The sequence below is a fragment of the Streptomyces sp. NPDC037083 genome (assembly GCF_055606485.1).
The window spans coordinates 19,693-36,237 of sequence record NZ_JBVJSQ010000002.1 but is presented as its reverse complement, the minus strand read 5'-3'; the positions used below and the strand labels follow the sequence as shown (position 1 = coordinate 36,237).

At 72.8% G+C, this 16,545-nt stretch carries 12 protein-coding genes; 2 read left to right on the top strand and 10 right to left on the bottom strand.

The window, feature by feature from the left end:
* Positions 1–30: 30 nt before the first annotated feature.
* The 6 genes from ACZ7DE_RS04980 to ACZ7DE_RS04955 all read right to left on the bottom strand — a co-directional run bounded on the left by ACZ7DE_RS04980 (position 31) and on the right by ACZ7DE_RS04955 (position 10,109).
* Positions 31–1,050: a helix-turn-helix transcriptional regulator gene (locus ACZ7DE_RS04980; RefSeq protein ID WP_470758079.1), complete on the bottom strand. Its 1,020-nt coding sequence runs from the start codon at positions 1,048–1,050 to the stop codon at positions 31–33.
* Between the two features lie 88 nt (positions 1,051–1,138).
* Entirely contained in the window at positions 1,139–3,844 is a 2,706-nt protein-coding gene (gene aceE / locus ACZ7DE_RS04975; protein ID WP_470758077.1) for a pyruvate dehydrogenase (acetyl-transferring), homodimeric type, read from the bottom strand.
* A gap of 285 nt (positions 3,845–4,129) precedes the next feature.
* Positions 4,130–4,753 carry a GntR family transcriptional regulator gene (locus ACZ7DE_RS04970; RefSeq protein ID WP_470758075.1) on the bottom strand — a complete coding sequence of 208 codons (624 nt, stop codon included), beginning with the start codon at positions 4,751–4,753 and terminating at the stop codon, positions 4,130–4,132.
* 264 nt (positions 4,754–5,017) lie between these two features.
* A complete protein-coding gene (sucB, locus tag ACZ7DE_RS04965; RefSeq protein ID WP_470758073.1) occupies positions 5,018–6,814 on the bottom strand; it encodes a 2-oxoglutarate dehydrogenase, E2 component, dihydrolipoamide succinyltransferase in 1,797 nt (598 codons plus the stop codon).
* 59 nt (positions 6,815–6,873) lie between these two features.
* Entirely contained in the window at positions 6,874–8,262 is a 1,389-nt protein-coding gene (gene lpdA / locus ACZ7DE_RS04960) for a dihydrolipoyl dehydrogenase (protein ID WP_470758071.1), read from the bottom strand.
* A gap of 308 nt (positions 8,263–8,570) precedes the next feature.
* Positions 8,571–10,109: a leucyl aminopeptidase gene (locus tag ACZ7DE_RS04955; RefSeq protein ID WP_470758069.1), complete on the bottom strand. Its 1,539-nt coding sequence runs from the start codon at positions 10,107–10,109 to the stop codon at positions 8,571–8,573.
* Positions 10,110–10,484: 375 nt separating this feature from the next.
* On the opposite strand from ACZ7DE_RS04955, the gene ACZ7DE_RS04950 reads away from it, so the two are divergent.
* On the top strand, positions 10,485–11,300 hold the full coding sequence (locus ACZ7DE_RS04950; RefSeq protein WP_470758067.1) for an endo alpha-1,4 polygalactosaminidase: 816 nt from the start codon (positions 10,485–10,487) through the stop codon (positions 11,298–11,300).
* 7 nt (positions 11,301–11,307) lie between these two features.
* Here ACZ7DE_RS04950 and ACZ7DE_RS04945 read toward each other — a convergent pair whose 3' ends face one another.
* Entirely contained in the window at positions 11,308–12,153 is an 846-nt protein-coding gene (locus tag ACZ7DE_RS04945; protein ID WP_470758972.1) for an adenosylcobinamide-GDP ribazoletransferase, read from the bottom strand.
* A 73-nt stretch (positions 12,154–12,226) separates the two neighbouring features.
* Here ACZ7DE_RS04945 and ACZ7DE_RS04940 point away from each other — a divergent pair, with 73 nt between their 5' ends.
* The gene (locus ACZ7DE_RS04940; RefSeq protein WP_470758065.1) at positions 12,227–12,991 is read left to right on the top strand and encodes a hypothetical protein; all 765 of its coding nucleotides are present in this window, start codon (positions 12,227–12,229) and stop codon (positions 12,989–12,991) included.
* Here the strand turns inward: ACZ7DE_RS04940 and ACZ7DE_RS04935 are convergent.
* From ACZ7DE_RS04935 to cobT, 3 genes are all read right to left on the bottom strand, one after another.
* Positions 12,895–13,635: a hypothetical protein gene (locus ACZ7DE_RS04935; RefSeq protein ID WP_470758063.1), complete on the bottom strand. Its 741-nt coding sequence runs from the start codon at positions 13,633–13,635 to the stop codon at positions 12,895–12,897. The two genes, ACZ7DE_RS04940 and ACZ7DE_RS04935, sit on opposite strands and share 97 nt — an antisense overlap.
* On the bottom strand, positions 13,632–15,359 hold the full coding sequence (locus ACZ7DE_RS04930) for a phosphatidylglycerol lysyltransferase domain-containing protein (RefSeq protein WP_470758061.1): 1,728 nt from the start codon (positions 15,357–15,359) through the stop codon (positions 13,632–13,634). Before ACZ7DE_RS04930 ends, ACZ7DE_RS04935 begins: the two co-directional genes overlap by 4 nt.
* 73 nt (positions 15,360–15,432) lie before the next feature.
* Positions 15,433–16,530, bottom strand: coding sequence for a nicotinate-nucleotide--dimethylbenzimidazole phosphoribosyltransferase (gene cobT, locus ACZ7DE_RS04925; RefSeq protein WP_470758059.1), 1,098 nt, complete (start codon positions 16,528–16,530; stop codon positions 15,433–15,435).
* Positions 16,531–16,545: the final 15 nt, after the last annotated feature.

Here is a 16,545-nt window from a genome sequence, read left to right as displayed (position 1 = left end):
CGCGGGACGCACCCGGAGTGCCGGGGATTCTCACCCCGGCCGGTACAACTCCGCCAGTCGTGCCGCGTCCTCGGCGAAGCGCTTGCGCAGGGCCTCGGGGGAGACCACCTCGGCCTCCGCCCCCAACGCCGTGAGCTGGCTGTGCGCGACCTCCAGCGACTCCACTCCCAGCGTGACCGTCACCCGCCCCCGCCCGTCCGGCTCCCCGGCCGCGGCCAGCGCGTCCCGGGCGGCCACCGGGTCCACCGCGTGCGGCAGCGCACGCACGCCCGCCTCCGACAGCCGGACGACGACCTCGGCCCGCAGGATCGAGCGCGCGAACCGCTCGGCCTGCTCACGCCAGAAGCCGGGGAGGTCGAACCCCTCATCCCGGCTGAAACGATCCTTCAGGTCATCGACGCCGACGAACCGGTCGATCCGGTAGGTACGGAACACCCCGCCGTCGCCGTCGCCGTCGCCGTCGCCGCCGTCCGCGTCGCCGTCGCCCCGCACCCGTGCGCACAGGTACCAGACGCCTGCCTTGAGCACGAGCCCGTACGGCTCCAGCTCCCGCTCGACCTCCCGGTCCCCGCGCCGGTAACGGGCCCGCACGCACCGGTCGTCCCACACCGCGTCCGCGACCGACGGCAGCAGCGCCGGCGCCTGCGGCTCCCGGAACCACGCGGGCGCGTCCAGATGGAAGCGCTGCGCCGCCGCCCGCGGGGCGTCCCGCAGCGAGGGCAGCAGGGCCGCCGACACCTTCAGCCGCGCGGCCGACGCGACGTCCTGCAGGCCCATCTCCCGCAGCGCCCCCGGCACCCCACTGAGGAAGAGCGCCTCGGCCTCCCCGCGCCCCAGCCCCGTCAGCCGGGTCCGGTACCCCCCGACGAGCCGGTAGCCGCCCGCCCGGCCCCGCTCCGCGTACACCGGCACGCCGGCCTCCGACAGCGCCTGCGCGTCCCGCGTGACCGTACGCTCCGACACCTCCAGCTCCCGCGCCAGCTCGGCGGCGGTCATGGTGGGCCGGGACTGCAGGAGCAGCACCATCTTGATCAGGCGGGCAGCGCGCATGGGCCCATGATGCCGGGACCCACCGACAACGCGGGGGGCACGGCCCTCGAGCCGTACCCCCCGCGTCACACGTCGACCTGCCGACGGCCTACAGGCCGTACCGTTCGCGCGCTTCCTTCACCGCGGCCGCCTTGACCTCGCCGCGCCGGGCGAGCTGGGCCAGGGCCGCGACGACGACCGACTCGGCGTCGACGCCGAAGTGACGGCGGGCCGCCTCACGGGTGTCGGACAGGCCGAAGCCGTCCGCGCCCAGCGAGGACCAGTCCTGCTCGACCCACTGCGCGATCTGGTCCGGCACCTGGCGCATGTAGTCGGAGACCGCCAGCACGGGTCCCTCGGCGCCCTGCAGCGCCCGCCTGACGTACGGCGTGCGCTCCTCGCCGCGCAGCAGGGCCGCGTCGGCCTCCAGCGCGTCACGGCGCAGCTCGGTCCAGGAGGTAGCGGACCACACGTCGGCGGCCACGCCCCACTCCTCGGCGAGCAGCTTCTGCGCCGTCAGGGCCCAGTGGATCGCGGTGCCCGAGGCCAGCAGCTGGATGCGCGGGGCGTTGGCCGCCGCGACCTCCACCCCGGCCGACTCCGCCGTGTTGAAGCGGTACAGGCCCTTGACGATGCCCTCGTCCACGCCGGGGGCGGCCGGCTTGGCCGGCTGCGGCATCGGCTCGTTGTAGACGGTGAGGTAGTAGAAGACGTTCGGGTCCTCGCCCGGGGCCGCCTCGCCGTACATCCGGCGCAGACCGTCCTTGACGATCGTCGCGATCTCGTACGCGAACGCCGGGTCGTAGCTGAGCGCGGCCGGATTGGTCGCGGCGATGACCGGGGAGTGGCCGTCGGCGTGCTGCAGGCCCTCGCCCGTCAGCGTCGTGCGGCCCGCCGTCGCGCCGACGAGGAAGCCGCGGCCGAGCTGGTCGCCGAGCTGCCACATCTGGTCGGCCGTGCGCTGCCAGCCGAACATCGAGTAGAAGATGTAGAACGGGATCATCGCCTCACCGTGCGTGGAGTACGCGGTGGACGCGGCGATGAAGTCGGCCATCGAACCGGCCTCGGTGATCCCCTCGTTGAGGATCTGGCCGTTCTTGGCCTCCTTGTAGTACATCAGCTGGTCGCGGTCGACCGGCTCGTACGTCTGGCCCTTGGGGGAGTAGATCCCGAGCGACGGGAACAGCGACTCCATGCCGAAGGTGCGCGCCTCGTCGGGGACGATCGGCACCCAGCGCTTCCCGGTCTCCTTGTCGCGGACCAGGTCCTTGATCAGGCGGACGAAGGCCATGGTGGTCGCCACGTTCTGCGAGCCGGAGCCCTTGTCGAAGGAGGCGAACGCCTTCTCGGCCGGGGCCGGCAGCGGCGCGAGCGCGTGCGTACGGCGGGCCGGGGCCGGGCCGCCGAGGGCCGCGCGGCGCTCCTGGAGGTAGCGGACCTCGGGCGAGTCGGCGCCGGGGTGGCCGTAGGGGACGACCCCGTCGACGAACTGCGCGTCGGAGATCGGCAGCTCCAGCAGGTCGCGCATCGCCTTGAACTCGTCCACCGTCAGCTTCTTCATCTGGTGGTTGGCGTTCTTCGACGCGAAGCCCTCGCCGAGGGTGTGGCCCTTGACCGTCTGGGCCAGGATGACCGTCGGAGCGCCCTTGAACTCCACGGCCGCCTTGTACGCCGCGTAGACCTTGCCGGCCTCGTGGCCGCCGCGGGAGAGGTGGAAGCACTCCAGGATCTTGTCGTCGCTCAGCAGCTTCGCCATCTCGACGAGCGCGGGGTCCTTGCCGAAGAAGTCCTGGCGGATGTAGGCCGCGTCGCGCGTCTGGTACGTCTGCACCTGGGCGTCCGGCACCTCGCGCAGCCGTCGTACCAGCGCGCCCTTGGTGTCGAGCTGGAACAGCTCGTCCCACGCGGTGCCCCACAGCGTCTTGATGACGTTCCAGCCGGCGCCGCGGAACTGGGCCTCCAGCTCCTGCACGATCTTGAAGTTCGCGCGGACCGGGCCGTCGAGGCGCTGCAGGTTGCAGTTGATGACGAAGGTCAGGTTGTCCAGGCCCTCGCGGGAGGCGAGTGCGAGCGCCGCCGTGGACTCGGGCTCGTCCATCTCGCCGTCGCCGAGGAACGCCCACACGTGGGAGGCGGAGACGTCCTTGATGTCGCGGTTGGTGAGATAGCGGTTGAAGCGCGCCTGGTAGATGGCGGAGAGCGGACCGAGACCCATGGAGACGGTCGGGAACTCCCACAGCCAGGGCAGCCGCCGCGGGTGAGGGTAGGACGGGAGGCCGTTGCCGCCCGACTCCTGGCGGAAGTTGTCCAGGTGCTGCTCGGTCAGCCGGCCGTCGAGGAAGGCGCGGGCGTAGATGCCGGGGGAGGCGTGGCCCTGGATGTAGAGCTGGTCGCCCGAGCCGTCGGCCTCCTTGCCCCGGAAGAAGTGGTTGAAGCCGGTCTCGTAGAGCCAGGCGGCCGAGGCGAAGGTGGCGATGTGGCCGCCGACCCCGTGTTTGCTGCCCCGGGTCACCATCGCGGCCGCGTTCCAGCGGTTCCACGCGGTGATCTTCCGCTCCATCTCCGGGTCACCGGGCGCGGAGGGCTCGGCGGCGGTCGGGATGGTGTTGACGTAGTCGGTCTCGAGCAGCTTGGGCAGCGCGATGCCGTTGCCCTCGGCACGCTCCAGCGTGCGGCGCATCAGGTAGGCCGCGCGGTGCGGCCCGGCCGCCTTGGCGACCGCGTCCAGGGAGGCCTGCCATTCGGCGGTCTCCTCCGGGTCCCGGTCGGGGAGCTGGTCGAGCGCGCTCGGCTGGATGGCGTGGGGGTCGGTCATGTCGCCGCCTTCCTCAGTCGAAGGGGGTTCCCTCATCGGTAAGGGTTCGGGGGTGCCCTTGGTCTTTGGCAGGACAGGGCGTGAGGGCTTCGTGCGGCGCCGTGGTACGGCACCGCCGCGCGGCCCGTCGGCGACTGTAACTCCCTGATCGATGATCGATCAAAGGGTTGAAGGGAAAAAACTCTCGATTACGAGAAAGTAGGCACGGGGTGCCTTTCGGTCAGGCACCCCGTGCCGCGTCTTTTCGGGTGTTTCCGCAGGTGAGCGCAGGGGCGCTCGGCTGCTTCACGCCCTCGGCGCGCAGCCCAGGACGTGCGCCTTCACCAGCTCGGCGATCCGGGGGTCGCGCCGCTTGAACGCGGCCACCAACTCCTCGTGCTCCTCCGCGTACGACTGCTGCACCGTGCCCAGCCAGCGGATGGACAGCGCCGTGAACACCTCGATGCCCAGGCCCTCCCAGGTGTGCAGCAGCACGGAGTTGCCGGCCGCGCGCACCAGCTCCCGGTGGAAGCCGACGGTGTGCCGCACCTGGGCGGTGCCGTCGGACGCGCGGTCCGCCTCGTAGAGGGCGGCGACATGCGGTTCGAGCGCCGAGCAGTCCTCGGCCAGCTTCCGGGCCGCCAGCTCCGCGGCGATCGCCTCCAGGCCGGCCCGCACCGGATAGCTCTCCTCCAGGTCGGCCGCCGTCAGATTGCGCACCCGCACGCCCTTGTTCGGCGCGGACTCGATCAACCGCAGCGACTCCAGCTCGCGCAGCGCCTCCCGCACCGGGGTCTGGCTGACCTCCAGCTCGGTGGCGATCCGCCGCTCCACGATCCGCTCGCCCGGCTGCCAGCGCCCGCTCACGATCCCCTCCACGATGTGCTCGCGGATCTGTTCGCGCAGCGAGTGGACGACGGGCGCGGTCATGAGAGCTCCTTCGAGCAGGGGCCGCCCATCGGCCCCGGGGGCGTTTGACGTTTAGACAATACGGCCGCGGGCTCGCGGAGGAGAGGCGCACGGTCGCGCTTTCACGCAGGTGAGACGAGACTTACATGGTTCCGGGGCCGAGCGCGGCGGGCGGCGTGACGGCAAGGCAGGCCCTCGCCCGCGTCGGCCGACGGACGCGAGAAAGCCAGGACCCCCGCCCGGAAAGCTCCGGACGGGGGCCGCTGGCTGCTGGACCTGCGCGCGTCAGAGGCCGAGCTCGACCTCGAACTCGCCGGCCTCCAGGATCGCCTTGACCGCGGTCAGGTAACGGGCCGCGTCGGCGCCGTCGACCAGACGGTGGTCGTAGGACAGGGTCAGGTACGTCATGTCGCGGACGCCGATGACCGTGCCCTCCTCCGTCTCGATGACGGCCGGCCGCTTGACCGTGGCACCGATGCCGAGGATCGCGACCTGGTTCGGCGGCACGATGATCGTGTCGAACAGCGCGCCGCGCGAGCCGGTGTTGCTGATGGTGAAGGTCGCTCCGGACAGCTCGTCCGGGGTGATCTTGTTGGCGCGGACCTTGCCCGCCAGGTCGGCCGTGGCCTTGGCGATGCCGGCGATGTTCAGGTCGCCCGCGCCCTTGATGACCGGGGTCATCAGGCCCTTCTCCGAGTCCACCGCGATACCGACGTTCTCGGTGTCGAAGTAGGTGATGGTGCCCTCGGCCTCGTTGATCCGGGAGTTGATGACCGGGTGGGCCTTCAGCGCCTGGGCCGCCGCCTTCACGAAGAACGGCATCGGGGAGAGCTTGACGCCCTCGCGGGCCGCGAAGGAGTCCTTCGCCTGCGCGCGGAGCTTCATCAGCCGGGTGATGTCGACCTCGACGACCGACGACAGCTGGGCCTGCTCGCGCAGCGCCTTCACCATGTTGTCGCCGATGACCTTGCGGATGCGGGTCATCTTGACGGTCTGGCCGCGCAGCGGGGAGGCCTCGAGCTTCGGGGCCTGCTTCGCCGCGCCGGCGGCGGGCGCGGCGGCCGGCGCCGGCGCGGTGGCGGCCTTCGCGGCCTCGGCGGCGGCGAGGACGTCCTGCTTGCGGATGCGACCGCCGACGCCGGTGCCCTTGACGGAGCCCAGGTCGACGCCGTTCTCGGAGGCGAGCTTGCGCACCAGCGGGGTCACGTACGCGCCCTCGTCGGTCGCCTGAGCGGCCGGGGCCGGGGCGGCCGCGGGAGCCTGAGCGGCCGGAGCCGGAGCCGGAGCCGGAGCCGGAGCCGCCGGGGCGGCGGCGGCCGGGGCGGGAGCCGGAGCAGCCGGAGCCGGAGCCGGAGCCGGGGCTGCCGGAGCCGGGGCGGCCGGCGCGGGGGCCGGGGCAGCGGCGGCGGGAGCCGGGGCCGGAGCGGCGGGCGCCGGAGCGGCGGCCGGAGCCGCGCCCGGGGCGCCGATGACGGCGAGCTTGGCGCCGACCTCGGCGGTCTCGTCCTCGCCGACCGTGATCTCCAGCAGCACACCGGAGGTGGGCGCCGGGATCTCGGTGTCGACCTTGTCGGTCGACACCTCGAGCAGCGGCTCGTCGGCCTCGACGCTGTCGCCGACCGACTTCAGCCAGCGGGTGACGGTGCCCTCGGTGACGGACTCGCCGAGCGCGGGCAGGACGACGTCCGTGCCCTCGGCGGAGCCGCCGCCGGAGGCGGCCTCGGCGCTGGGAGCCGGGGCGGGAGCCGCCTGCTCGGTGGAGGGCTCGGCGGCCGGGGTCGGCTCGGGGGCCGGCGGGGCGACCTCCTCGGCGGCCGGGGCCGGGGCGGCCGCGGGGGCGCCGGTGCCGTCGTCGATCACGGCCAGCTCGGCGCCGACCTCGACGGTCTCGTCCTCGGCGACCTTGATGGAGGCCAGGACGCCGGCGGCGGGGGAGGGGATCTCGGTGTCGACCTTGTCGGTCGACACCTCGAGCAGCGGCTCGTCGGCCTCTACGCGCTCACCCTCGGCCTTCAGCCAGCGGGTGACAGTGCCCTCGGTGACGCTCTCGCCGAGCGCCGGAAGGGTTACGGAAACCGCCATGGTTTCGGTTGCTCCTTACGAGTTGCGGAAGTCTGTGTCGTCGCTTCGTCGACCGAGGGTCAGTCGTGCGAGTGCAGCGGCTTGCCCGCCAGGGCCAGGTGGGCCTCGCCGAGCGCCTCGTTCTGCGTCGGGTGGGCGTGGACGAGCTGCGCGACCTCGGCGGGCAGCGCCTCCCAGTTGTAGATCAGCTGGGCTTCGCCGACCTGCTCGCCCATGCGGTCGCCGACCATGTGGACGCCGACCACGGCGCCGTCCTTGACCTGGACGAGCTTGATCTCGCCCGCGGTGTTGAGGATCTTGCTCTTGCCGTTGCCCGCGAGGTTGTACTTCAGAGCGACGACCTTGTCCGCACCGTAGAGCTCCTTGGCCTTGGCCTCGGTGATGCCCACGGAGGCGACCTCGGGGTGGCAGTAGGTCACCCGGGGGACGCCGTCGTAGTCGATCGGAACGACCTTCAGACCGGCCAGACGCTCCGCCACCAGCATGCCCTCGGCGAAGCCGACGTGCGCGAGCTGGAGCGTCGGGACCAGGTCGCCGACGGCGGAGACGGTCGGGACGTTGGTGCGCATGTACTCGTCGACCAGGACGTAGCCGCGGTCCATCGCGACGCCCTGCTCCTCGTAGCCGAGACCGGCGGAGACGGGCCCGCGGCCCACCGCGACGAGCAGGACCTCGGCCTCGAACTCCTTGCCGTCGGCCAGGGTGACCTTGACGCCGTCGGCGGTGTACTCGGCCTTCGAGAAGAAGGTGCCCAGGTTGAACTTGATGCCGCGCTTGCGGAACGCGCGCTCGAGGAGCTTGGAGGAGTTCTCGTCCTCGACCGGGACGAGGTGCTTGAGGCCCTCGATGACCGTCACGTCGGCGCCGAAGGACTTCCACGCCGAGGCGAACTCGACGCCGATGACGCCGCCGCCCAGGATGATCGCGGACTTCGGCACGCGGTCCAGGACGAGGGCGTGGTCGGAGGAGATGATCCGGTCGCCGTCGATCTCCAGGCCCGGCAGCGACTTCGGCACGGAGCCGGTCGCGAGCAGGACGTGGCGGCCCTGGACGCGCTGTCCGCCCACGTCGACGGAGGTCGGGGAGGACAGACGGCCCTCACCCTCGATGTACGTCACCTTGCGGGAGGCGATGAGTCCCTGCAGGCCCTTGTACAGGCCGGAGATGACGCCGTCCTTGTACTTGTGGACGGCGGGGACGTCGATGCCCTCGAAGGTGGCCTTGACGCCGAACTGCTCGCTCTCGCGGGCCTGGTCGGCGATCTCGCCCGCGTGCAGCAGGGCCTTGGTGGGGATGCAACCCCGGTGCAGGCAGGTGCCGCCGACCTTGTCCTTCTCGATCAGGGCGACGTCCAGGCCCAGCTGCGCCCCGCGCAGGGCCGCGGCGTAACCGCCACTACCACCGCCGAGGATCACTAGGTCGAAAACGGTGCTGGCGTCGTTCGCCACGTCACGTCCTCCATGCATGTGCGCCGTGCGCCGGTCGTCGCTGACCGCCGGCGGCTGGTGTCCGGCCGCTCTTTCTTCGGCCCTGTGGTGGGGGCCCTGTCCTGCCGAGGCCCATCTTCGCACCTGTGGGAGACGAACGAGACGCGGGGCCGGGGTGTGAGACACCCCACGCTCACATGTGACGGACGTGACGGGCGTACTTCGGGGGCGCGGGAACTGCGCGACCAGCCACATACGGTCGGCACCCGTCGCAGACGGGTGGAACCGAGTGATCAGGCGCACAGTCCCCGCTCACCGGAAAAGAAACGTCAGCCCAGGTCGCCGGAGGCGGTCAGCTCCGCGAGCCGCACCAGCGTGCGCACGGCGGTGCCGGTGCCGCCCTTCGGCGTGTACCCGAAGGGGCCGCCCTCGTTGAACGCCGGACCGGCGATGTCCAGGTGCGCCCAGGTGATCCCCTCGCCCACGAACTCGCGCAGGAAGAGACCGGCCACCAGCCCGCCGCCCATCCGCTCGCCCATGTTCGCGATGTCGGCGACCGTGGAGTCCATGCCCTTGCGCAGGTGCTCCGGCAGCGGCATCGGCCACGCCGGCTCGCCCACCTCCTCGGCGGCCTCGTGCACCGCGGAGCGGAACGCGTCGTCGTTGGCCATGATCCCGAACGTCCGGCTGCCCAGCGCCAGCATCATCGCGCCGGTCAGGGTGGCGACGTCGACGATCGCGTCCGGCTTGTCCGCGGAGGCCGCCCACAGCGCGTCCGCCAGGACCAGCCGGCCCTCGGCGTCGGTGTTGAGGACCTCGACGGTCTTGCCGCTGTACATGCGCAGCACGTCACCCGGGCGGGTGGCGGAGCCGGACGGCATGTTCTCGGCGAGCGCCAGCCATCCGGTGACGTTCACCTCCAGGCCGAGCCGGGCGGCCGCGACGACCGCGGCGAAGACCGCCGCCGCGCCGCTCATGTCGCACTTCATCGTCTCGTTGTGCCCGGCGGGCTTCAGCGAGATGCCGCCCGAGTCGTAGGTGATGCCCTTGCCGACGAAGGCGAGGTGCTTCTTCGCCTTGGAGGAGGTGTACGACAGCTTCACCAGGCGCGGGGTCGCCGCCGAGCCGGAGCCGACGCCCAGGATGCCGCCGTAGCCGCCCTTGGCGAGCGCCTTCTCGTCGAGCACCTGCACCTTGATGCCGTGCTCCTTGGCGGCCGCCTGCGCGATGGCCGCGAACGCCTCCGGGTCGAGGTCGTTCGGCGGCATGTTGATCAGGTCGCGGGCGCGGTTGAGCTCCTCGCCCACGGCGGCGGCGCGGGCGAGCGCGGCCTTGTGGGCGGCGTCGCGCGGCTTGCCGCCGAGCAGCACGGCCTCGGCGAGCGGCGCCTTGCCGTTCTTGGCCTTGGCGTCCTTGGCGCTCTGCTTGTAGGCGTCGAAGGAGTACGCGCCGAGCACCACGCCCTCGGCGACGGCGCCGATGTCGGCGGCGTCGGTCACCGGCAGGGCGAAGGCGGCCTTCTTGGCGCCGGTGAGGGTGCGGGCGGCCACGCCGGCCGCCCTGCGCAGCGCCTCGGCGTCGAAGGCGGCGTCCTTCTCGGGCTGGGAGCCGAGTCCCACCGCGAGCACGAGCGGCGTCTTGAAGCCGGCCGGGGCGGGCAGCTTCGTCACCTCGCCCTCGGCCCCGGAGGCGCCGAGGGTGTCCAGAACGCCCGCGAGCCGGCCGTCGTAGGCCTTGTCGAGGGCTTCGGCGCCCGGAGCGACGAGCAGGCCGCCGGACCCGGTTGCGGTGCCCTTGGCGACACCGATCACGATCGCGTCGGCCCGCAGGCCGGGCGCCGCGGCGGTGCTGAGAGTGAGAGCAGTCACGGTGGTGAAATCTCGCTTCCGATGTGGAGTTGCTGTGGCCGGAGTGTGTGGGTCGACCGGGCCCAGGGCCGACCCTAGATCCGGGTCGTGGGTGCGGTCGCATCCGGGGTGCGTCTCACCGGCGCGGCGGACCGGCGTGGCGAACCCGGGACGAGCGTACGCGTGCAGGCGCGTTCGCTCATGCACGCGAGTGTTCACCCGTCAGTGGCGTCATGGCCACTTCCCGGTCCTCGCACTCCATGAACCGCGTCACAGGCGTCGGGATTGGCCGGATTCGTTGGAGTGCGGCGCAGCGCACCGGGGGCGGCGGGTGCCCGCGGCCCGGGCATGGGCGATCATCGTCCGTACGTTGCCGCCCACCCTGGAGTCCGTCCGGTGAGACGCCCGATCGTCCTGCTGTCCCTCCTCGCCCTGCTCCTGGCGGGCTGCTCCTCCGGACCGGCCGGTGAGCGGCCGGACGGCGGGCCTTCGCACGGCGGGCCCGCGCGGGACGGGCTGTGGCGGCCGGCCCCCGGCGTCGACTGGCAGTGGCAGCTCAGCGGCCGTCTGGACACCTCCGTCGACGTGCCCGTCTACGACATCGACGGCTTCGACCACACCGGGGCCACGGTCGCCGGCCTGCACGACGACGGCCGCAAGGTCGTCTGCTACCTCTCCACCGGCGCCTGGGAGGACTGGCGGCCCGACGCGAAGAAGTTCCCCGCGTCCGTGGTGGGCAGGGGCAACGGGTGGAAGGGCGAACGCTGGCTCGACATCCGCCGGGTCGACGTCCTGGAGCCGCTGATGGCGGCCCGCCTCGACATGTGCCGCGACAAGGGCTTCGACGCGGTCGAGCCGGACAACATGGACGGCTACAGGAACACCACCGGCTTCCCCCTGAAGGCCGCCGACCAGCTTCGCTACAACCGCCTCGTCGCCCGACTCGCCCACGAGCGCGGCCTGTCCGTCGGCCTGAAGAACGACCTCGACCAGATTCCCGCCCTCGTCGAAGACTTCGACTTCGCGGTCGACGAACAGTGCGCCCAGTACGACGAGTGCGAGAAGCTGACCCCCTTCATCGAGGCGGGCAAGGCCGTCTTCCACGTCGAGTACGAACTCCCCAGGAGCGCCTTCTGCGCCGACTCCCGCCGGCTGAAGTTGAGTTCGCTGCTGAAGAAGTACGAGCTGGGAGCGTGGCGGGAGGCGTGCTGAGGGGCGTCTAACGTCCCAGGCAGAGCACGACCAGGGCGGTGGTCGCCGCCGTCTCCGCCAGGCCGCCGAACACGTCCCCGGTGACTCCTCCGAAACGTCGCGTGCAGTGCCGCAGGAGGAGTTCGGCCGCGGCGAGGGCGGCGAGGACCGCCAGCGCGGGTCCGACGGCGTCGTACGGCTCGAAGCGGGCCCCCTGCCCGACGTGCCCGATCAGGACGACGACGTCGCCGCCGCCTTCGTACCGTGCGGACCATGCTCCGGCGCCCGCCGCGGCCAGCGTGACGACCGCGGCGAGCAGGACCGCGCCCCGCACCGGGACCACCCCGGCCACCGCTGCCCCCAGCCCTTCCGGCCGCGCGGCCGGCACCCCGTCGCGGGCCGCCCAGGTCAGCGCGAGGCGGGCGGCGACGGCCGAGACGACGGCGGCGAGCGCGCCCAGGGCCCACGACCTGCCGTAGAGCTGCGTCAGCGCGGCCACCTGGGCGAGCAGCACGAGGACGAGCGTGAGCACGCCGAACGGGCCGATGTCCGACTGCTTCATGATCCGTAGCGCGTCCTCGGCGGGCTTGCCGCTGCCCAGGCCGTCCGCCGTGTCCGCCAGCCCGTCGAGGTGCAGACCGCGGGTGAGGACGGCGGGCACCGCGGCGGAGGCGACGGCGGCGAGCAGCGGGCTCGCGCCGAGCCGGAGCAGCAGCAGCCCGAGCCCCGCCGCGCAGCCGCCCACCGCCAGCCCGACCGCGGGCGCGCTCAGCATGCCCCCGCGCGCCGCCGCACGGTCCCAGCGGGGCACCCCGACCGGGAACACGGACAGGGTGCCGAAGGCGAAGCGGAGGCCGTCGAAGGGCGAGGTCATGGACACGGCGGCAGACTAGCCCGGACGCCGCACCCACGAGGCAGCGCACCCCGCTCCCCGGAAGACTGACGCCATGGGCCACTGGCTGCAGCGCAACGTCGTCGAACCGGGCAAACTCCCCCTGCTGTTCGCCCTGACCGCGTTCGTGCTCACCTTCCTGATCACCCGGGTGATCACGCGGCTCATCCGGGCCGGGAAGGGCCCCTTCGGCAACATCAGCTCCGGCGGTGTGCACGTCCACCACGTGGTCCCGGGCGTCGTGCTGACCGTCGCCGGCGGCTTCGGCGCGGTGGCGAGCGGCCGGCACGGCTTCGGGGCGCTCGCCTTCGCGGTGGTCTTCGGGATCGGGACGGGCCTCGTCCTCGACGAGTTCGCGCTGATCCTGCACCTGGACGACGTGTACTGGACGGAGGCGGGCCGCAAGAGCGTGGAGGCCGTGGTCCTGACGGCGGCGCTGGTCGGGCTGCTGCTGGTGGGCTTCGCGCCGTTCGGCGTCAACGACATGAGCGACGAGGAGCTGCAGGACCGCGGGAGCGTGCTCGCGACCGTCGCGGCCAACTTCCTCTTCTCGCTGGCCGTGCTGTCCAAGGGCAAGATCAAGATGGCCGTCTTCAGCGTGTTCGTGCCGTTCGTGGGTCTCATCGGCCTCGTCCGGCTGGCCCGCCCCGGATCGCCGTGGGCGCGCCGGTTCTACGGGCGGCGCCCGCGGGCACGGGCCAAGGCGGTGCTGCGCGCCTACCATCACGACCGCCGCTGGGCCCGCCCGCGCCGGCTGGTGGGCGACTGGCTCGGCGGCAAGACGGACGCCGAACTCACCGGATCCGCCGACCGGAGCTGACGCCGGCGCGCCTGCGCCGCCCCGCACAGCGCCACCACGGCCGCGATCGCCGCCAGGTGCTCCTTGCCCGCCAGGTTGTCCTTCAGCGCTGCCTCGACGGCCATCGCGACGATCACCGCGGCCGCCGTCGCGTGGGCGCGGTGGCGCCAGCCCAGGAACACCGCGAGGCCCACCACGGCCGCCGACGGCCCGGTGTCCACCACCCGGGCGTCGGAGGCGGGCAGGCCGAGCGGACCGTCGGGGCCCAGGGCGATGCCCACGCGCGCGTACAGGGTGCCGGCGAGGGTGGCGGCATAGGCGATGACGAGGGTCCGCCACCAGCCCAGGCAGAGTTCCGCGATCCCGAACACCAGCAGGACCTGCGCGAGGGCGCCCCAGACCGGCAGGTCCAACGCCGGGACGAACAGCGACAGCGGGGTGCGCAGCAGGGCGAGCGACAGGGGGTCCTCGGCCCGGACCGCCCCGAGGCCCTGGACCGGCCGGTAGCCCCACGACTGGTTCTGCACGACCTGGGCCGCCGCCGTCAGGCAGACCGCCCCCAGCGTCATGGGGGCCGCCCGCCACCGCCGTCGCACCAGCGGATCGCGCACGGCCGTGTACAAGGGCCCCCACTCGGCGCGGGCCCAGCGGGCGAGGCGCGTCACCGGTGGGTCTCCAGCTGCCGCCGGTGCAGCCACTTCGGCAGCCCCGGAGCCTCCAGGAACCCCTCGGCCCGCGCCGCCGCGACGGCGATGCGGGGCAGGTCCGCGCTCTTCTCGAAGAGGAGGAACCTCGGCTCCCAGATGGGCCGGTACTTGGCGTTGGCGCGGTACAGGGACTCGATCTGCCACCAGCGCGAGAAGAACCCGAGCAGCGACCGCCACAGCCTCAGCACCGGCCCGGCGCCCAGTCGCGCGCCCCTCTCGAAGACCGAGCGGAACACCGCGAAGTTCAGCGAGACCTGGGAGACCCGCAGCTCCCCGGGCTCCCGGGCACGCCGGAGCAGCTCGATGACCATGAACTCGATCAGGCCGTTGTCGCAGCCGCGGTCCCGGCGCATCAGGTCGAGGGACAGCCCGTGCGGTCCCCACGGCACGAAGGAGAGCAGCGCCCGCAGCTCACCCCGGCCGTCGGCGCACTCCAGCATCACGCAGCGGCCGTCCCGCGGGTCCCCGAGCCGGCCCAGCGCCATGCTGAACCCGCGCTCGGTGGCCCCGTCGCGCCAGTCGTCGGCGCGTCGCACGAGGTGCGCCATCTCGTCGGCCGGGATGTCCTCGTGCCGTCGTACGCGCACCGTGTACCCGGCGCGCCGCACCCGGTTGCAGGCCTGGCGGACGGTCCGCATCGCGCGTCCCTCCAGGGTGAACCCGGCGACCTCGACGATCGCCTCGTCCCCGAGTTCCAGCGCGTCCAGCCCGTGCCGGGCGTACACGGTCCCGGCCTCCTCGCTCGCGCCCATCACCGCCGGGATCCAGCCGTGCGCCCGCGCCTCGGCGAGCCACGGCTCGATCGCTCCCGGCCACGCCTCCGGATCCCCGAGCGGATCCCCGGACGCCAGCGACACCCCGCCGAGGACGCGGTAGGCGACGGCCGCCTTCCCGGTCGGCGACCAGCGCACGCTCTTCTCCCGCCGCAGCGCGAAGTAGCCGAGCGAGTCCCGCTCGCCGTGCCGGTCGAGGAGCTCCCGCAGCCGTTTCTCGTCGTCCTCGGTGAGCGGGTCGACGGCCCGCCGGGAGCGGAAGGCCGCGTACAGGACGGCGAGGACGAGCACCGTGCTCAGCACGTTGACGGCGACGTCGACCCAGGTGGGCGTGGTGATGCCGGCGCTGCGGTGGTCGTCGGCGGCGACGGAGACCAGCCGCAGCGCGCCGTAGCGCCAGCGTTCGAGGAAGGTCGAGGGGGCGGACGCCCGGTCGGTGACCGTCACCAGCAGCGCGGCCAGCAGCGACGCGGCCAGCAGCCCGCCGGCCCCGACGGCCGCGGCGAGTCCGGGGTTGGACCGGTCGCCCTTCGCGTAGAACTCCCGCCGCCCGGCGAGCAGCGCGGCGACGAAGGCGGCGGTCAGCGCGAGCGAGACCCAGTTCTGGGGGTGGCGCCGGATCTCCGGGAACGCCATGGCCAGCGCGAACAGCCCGAGGAACGCGCCGCTCAGACAGAGGTTCAGGATCCAGGCGGCCCGTTTGCGCCGCCCCATGGTCACGGCCAGGAACGCGGTGAAGGCCCCCGACGCGAAACCGGCCGTCAGCAGGTACGGCGTGAAGAGGTTCTCCTGGTTGTGCCGCCGCACGTCCTGCCCCAGGGAGACCCACACCGCACTGAGGAAGTTGACGAACGCGACGGCCCGCAGGTACCAGACGGCGAAGGCGGCGGCGCCCCGGGTGTTGCCCATGATCGGTGATCATATGGGTGCACTTCCGAAAAACCGCTCTTTTGGAGCCGCCTGTCCCTTTTGCTCCGGCGGCCTAGTCCGCCGCGGGCTCCGCCACGGAACCCGCGTCCTTCTCGTCGGACGCCTCCGGCTTCTCGGGAAGTTCCGCGGCCAGCGCGGCCGCGGCCCGCACCAACGGCAGCGCGAGCAGCGCCCCGGCGCCCTCCCCGACCTTCACGCCCTGGTCGAGCAGCGGTTCCAGCGCCATCCGGTCGAGTGCCTTGGCCTGTCCCGGTTCACCGCTCTTGTGGCCGGCCAGCCACCAGTCGGGCGCCCGGAACGCGATCCGCTGTCCGACGAGCGCGCAGGCGGCCGCCACGACGCCGTCCAGGACGACCGGCAACTTCCGTACCGCGCACTGGAGCAGAAAGCCCGTCATGGCCGCGAGGTCGGCCCCGCCCACCGTCGCCAGCAGCTGCAGCTGCTCCCCGAGCACCGGCCGCGCCCGCCTGAGCGCGTCCCTGATGGCGGCGCACTTGCGCATCCACGCCAGGTCGTCGATGGCCTCGCCGCCGCGTCCGGTCACCACGGACGCGTCGGTCCCGCACAGTGCGGCCACCAGCACCCCCGCGGCCGTCGTGCCGCCCACGCTGACGTCGCCGAGCACGACCAGATCCGTGCCGGAGTCGGCCTCCTCGTCGGCCACGGCCACGCCCGCGAGGAAGGCCGCCTCGGCCTCCTGGAGCGTCAGCGCGTCCTCGATGTCGATGCGGCCGCTGCCGCGGCGCACCCGGTGGCGCACGACGTCCTGCGGGAACGTCTCCGGGTCGCAGTCCAGGGCCATGTCCACGATCCGCACCGGCACGTCGAGCCGACGCGCGAGCACGGACACCGGACGGCCCCCCTGCAGGACCTCCCGCACCAACTCCGCCGCGCTGCCCGCGGGTCGGGCGGAGACGTCGAGCTCGGCGACGCCGTGGTCGCCCGCGAACAGCACCACCCGCGGCCGCTCGATCGGTCGCACGGGCGACGAACCCTGCGCCGCCGCAAGCCACTCGCCCAGGTCGTCCAGGCGCCCCAGCGATCCGGGCGGCACGATCTGACGCTCCCTGCGCGCCTCCGCGTCACGGCGCGTCCCGCCGTCGGGGCGCTCGATCAGATCGGTGAAGTCGTCGAGATTAAGCGAGCTCATTCGCCGAACAGTACC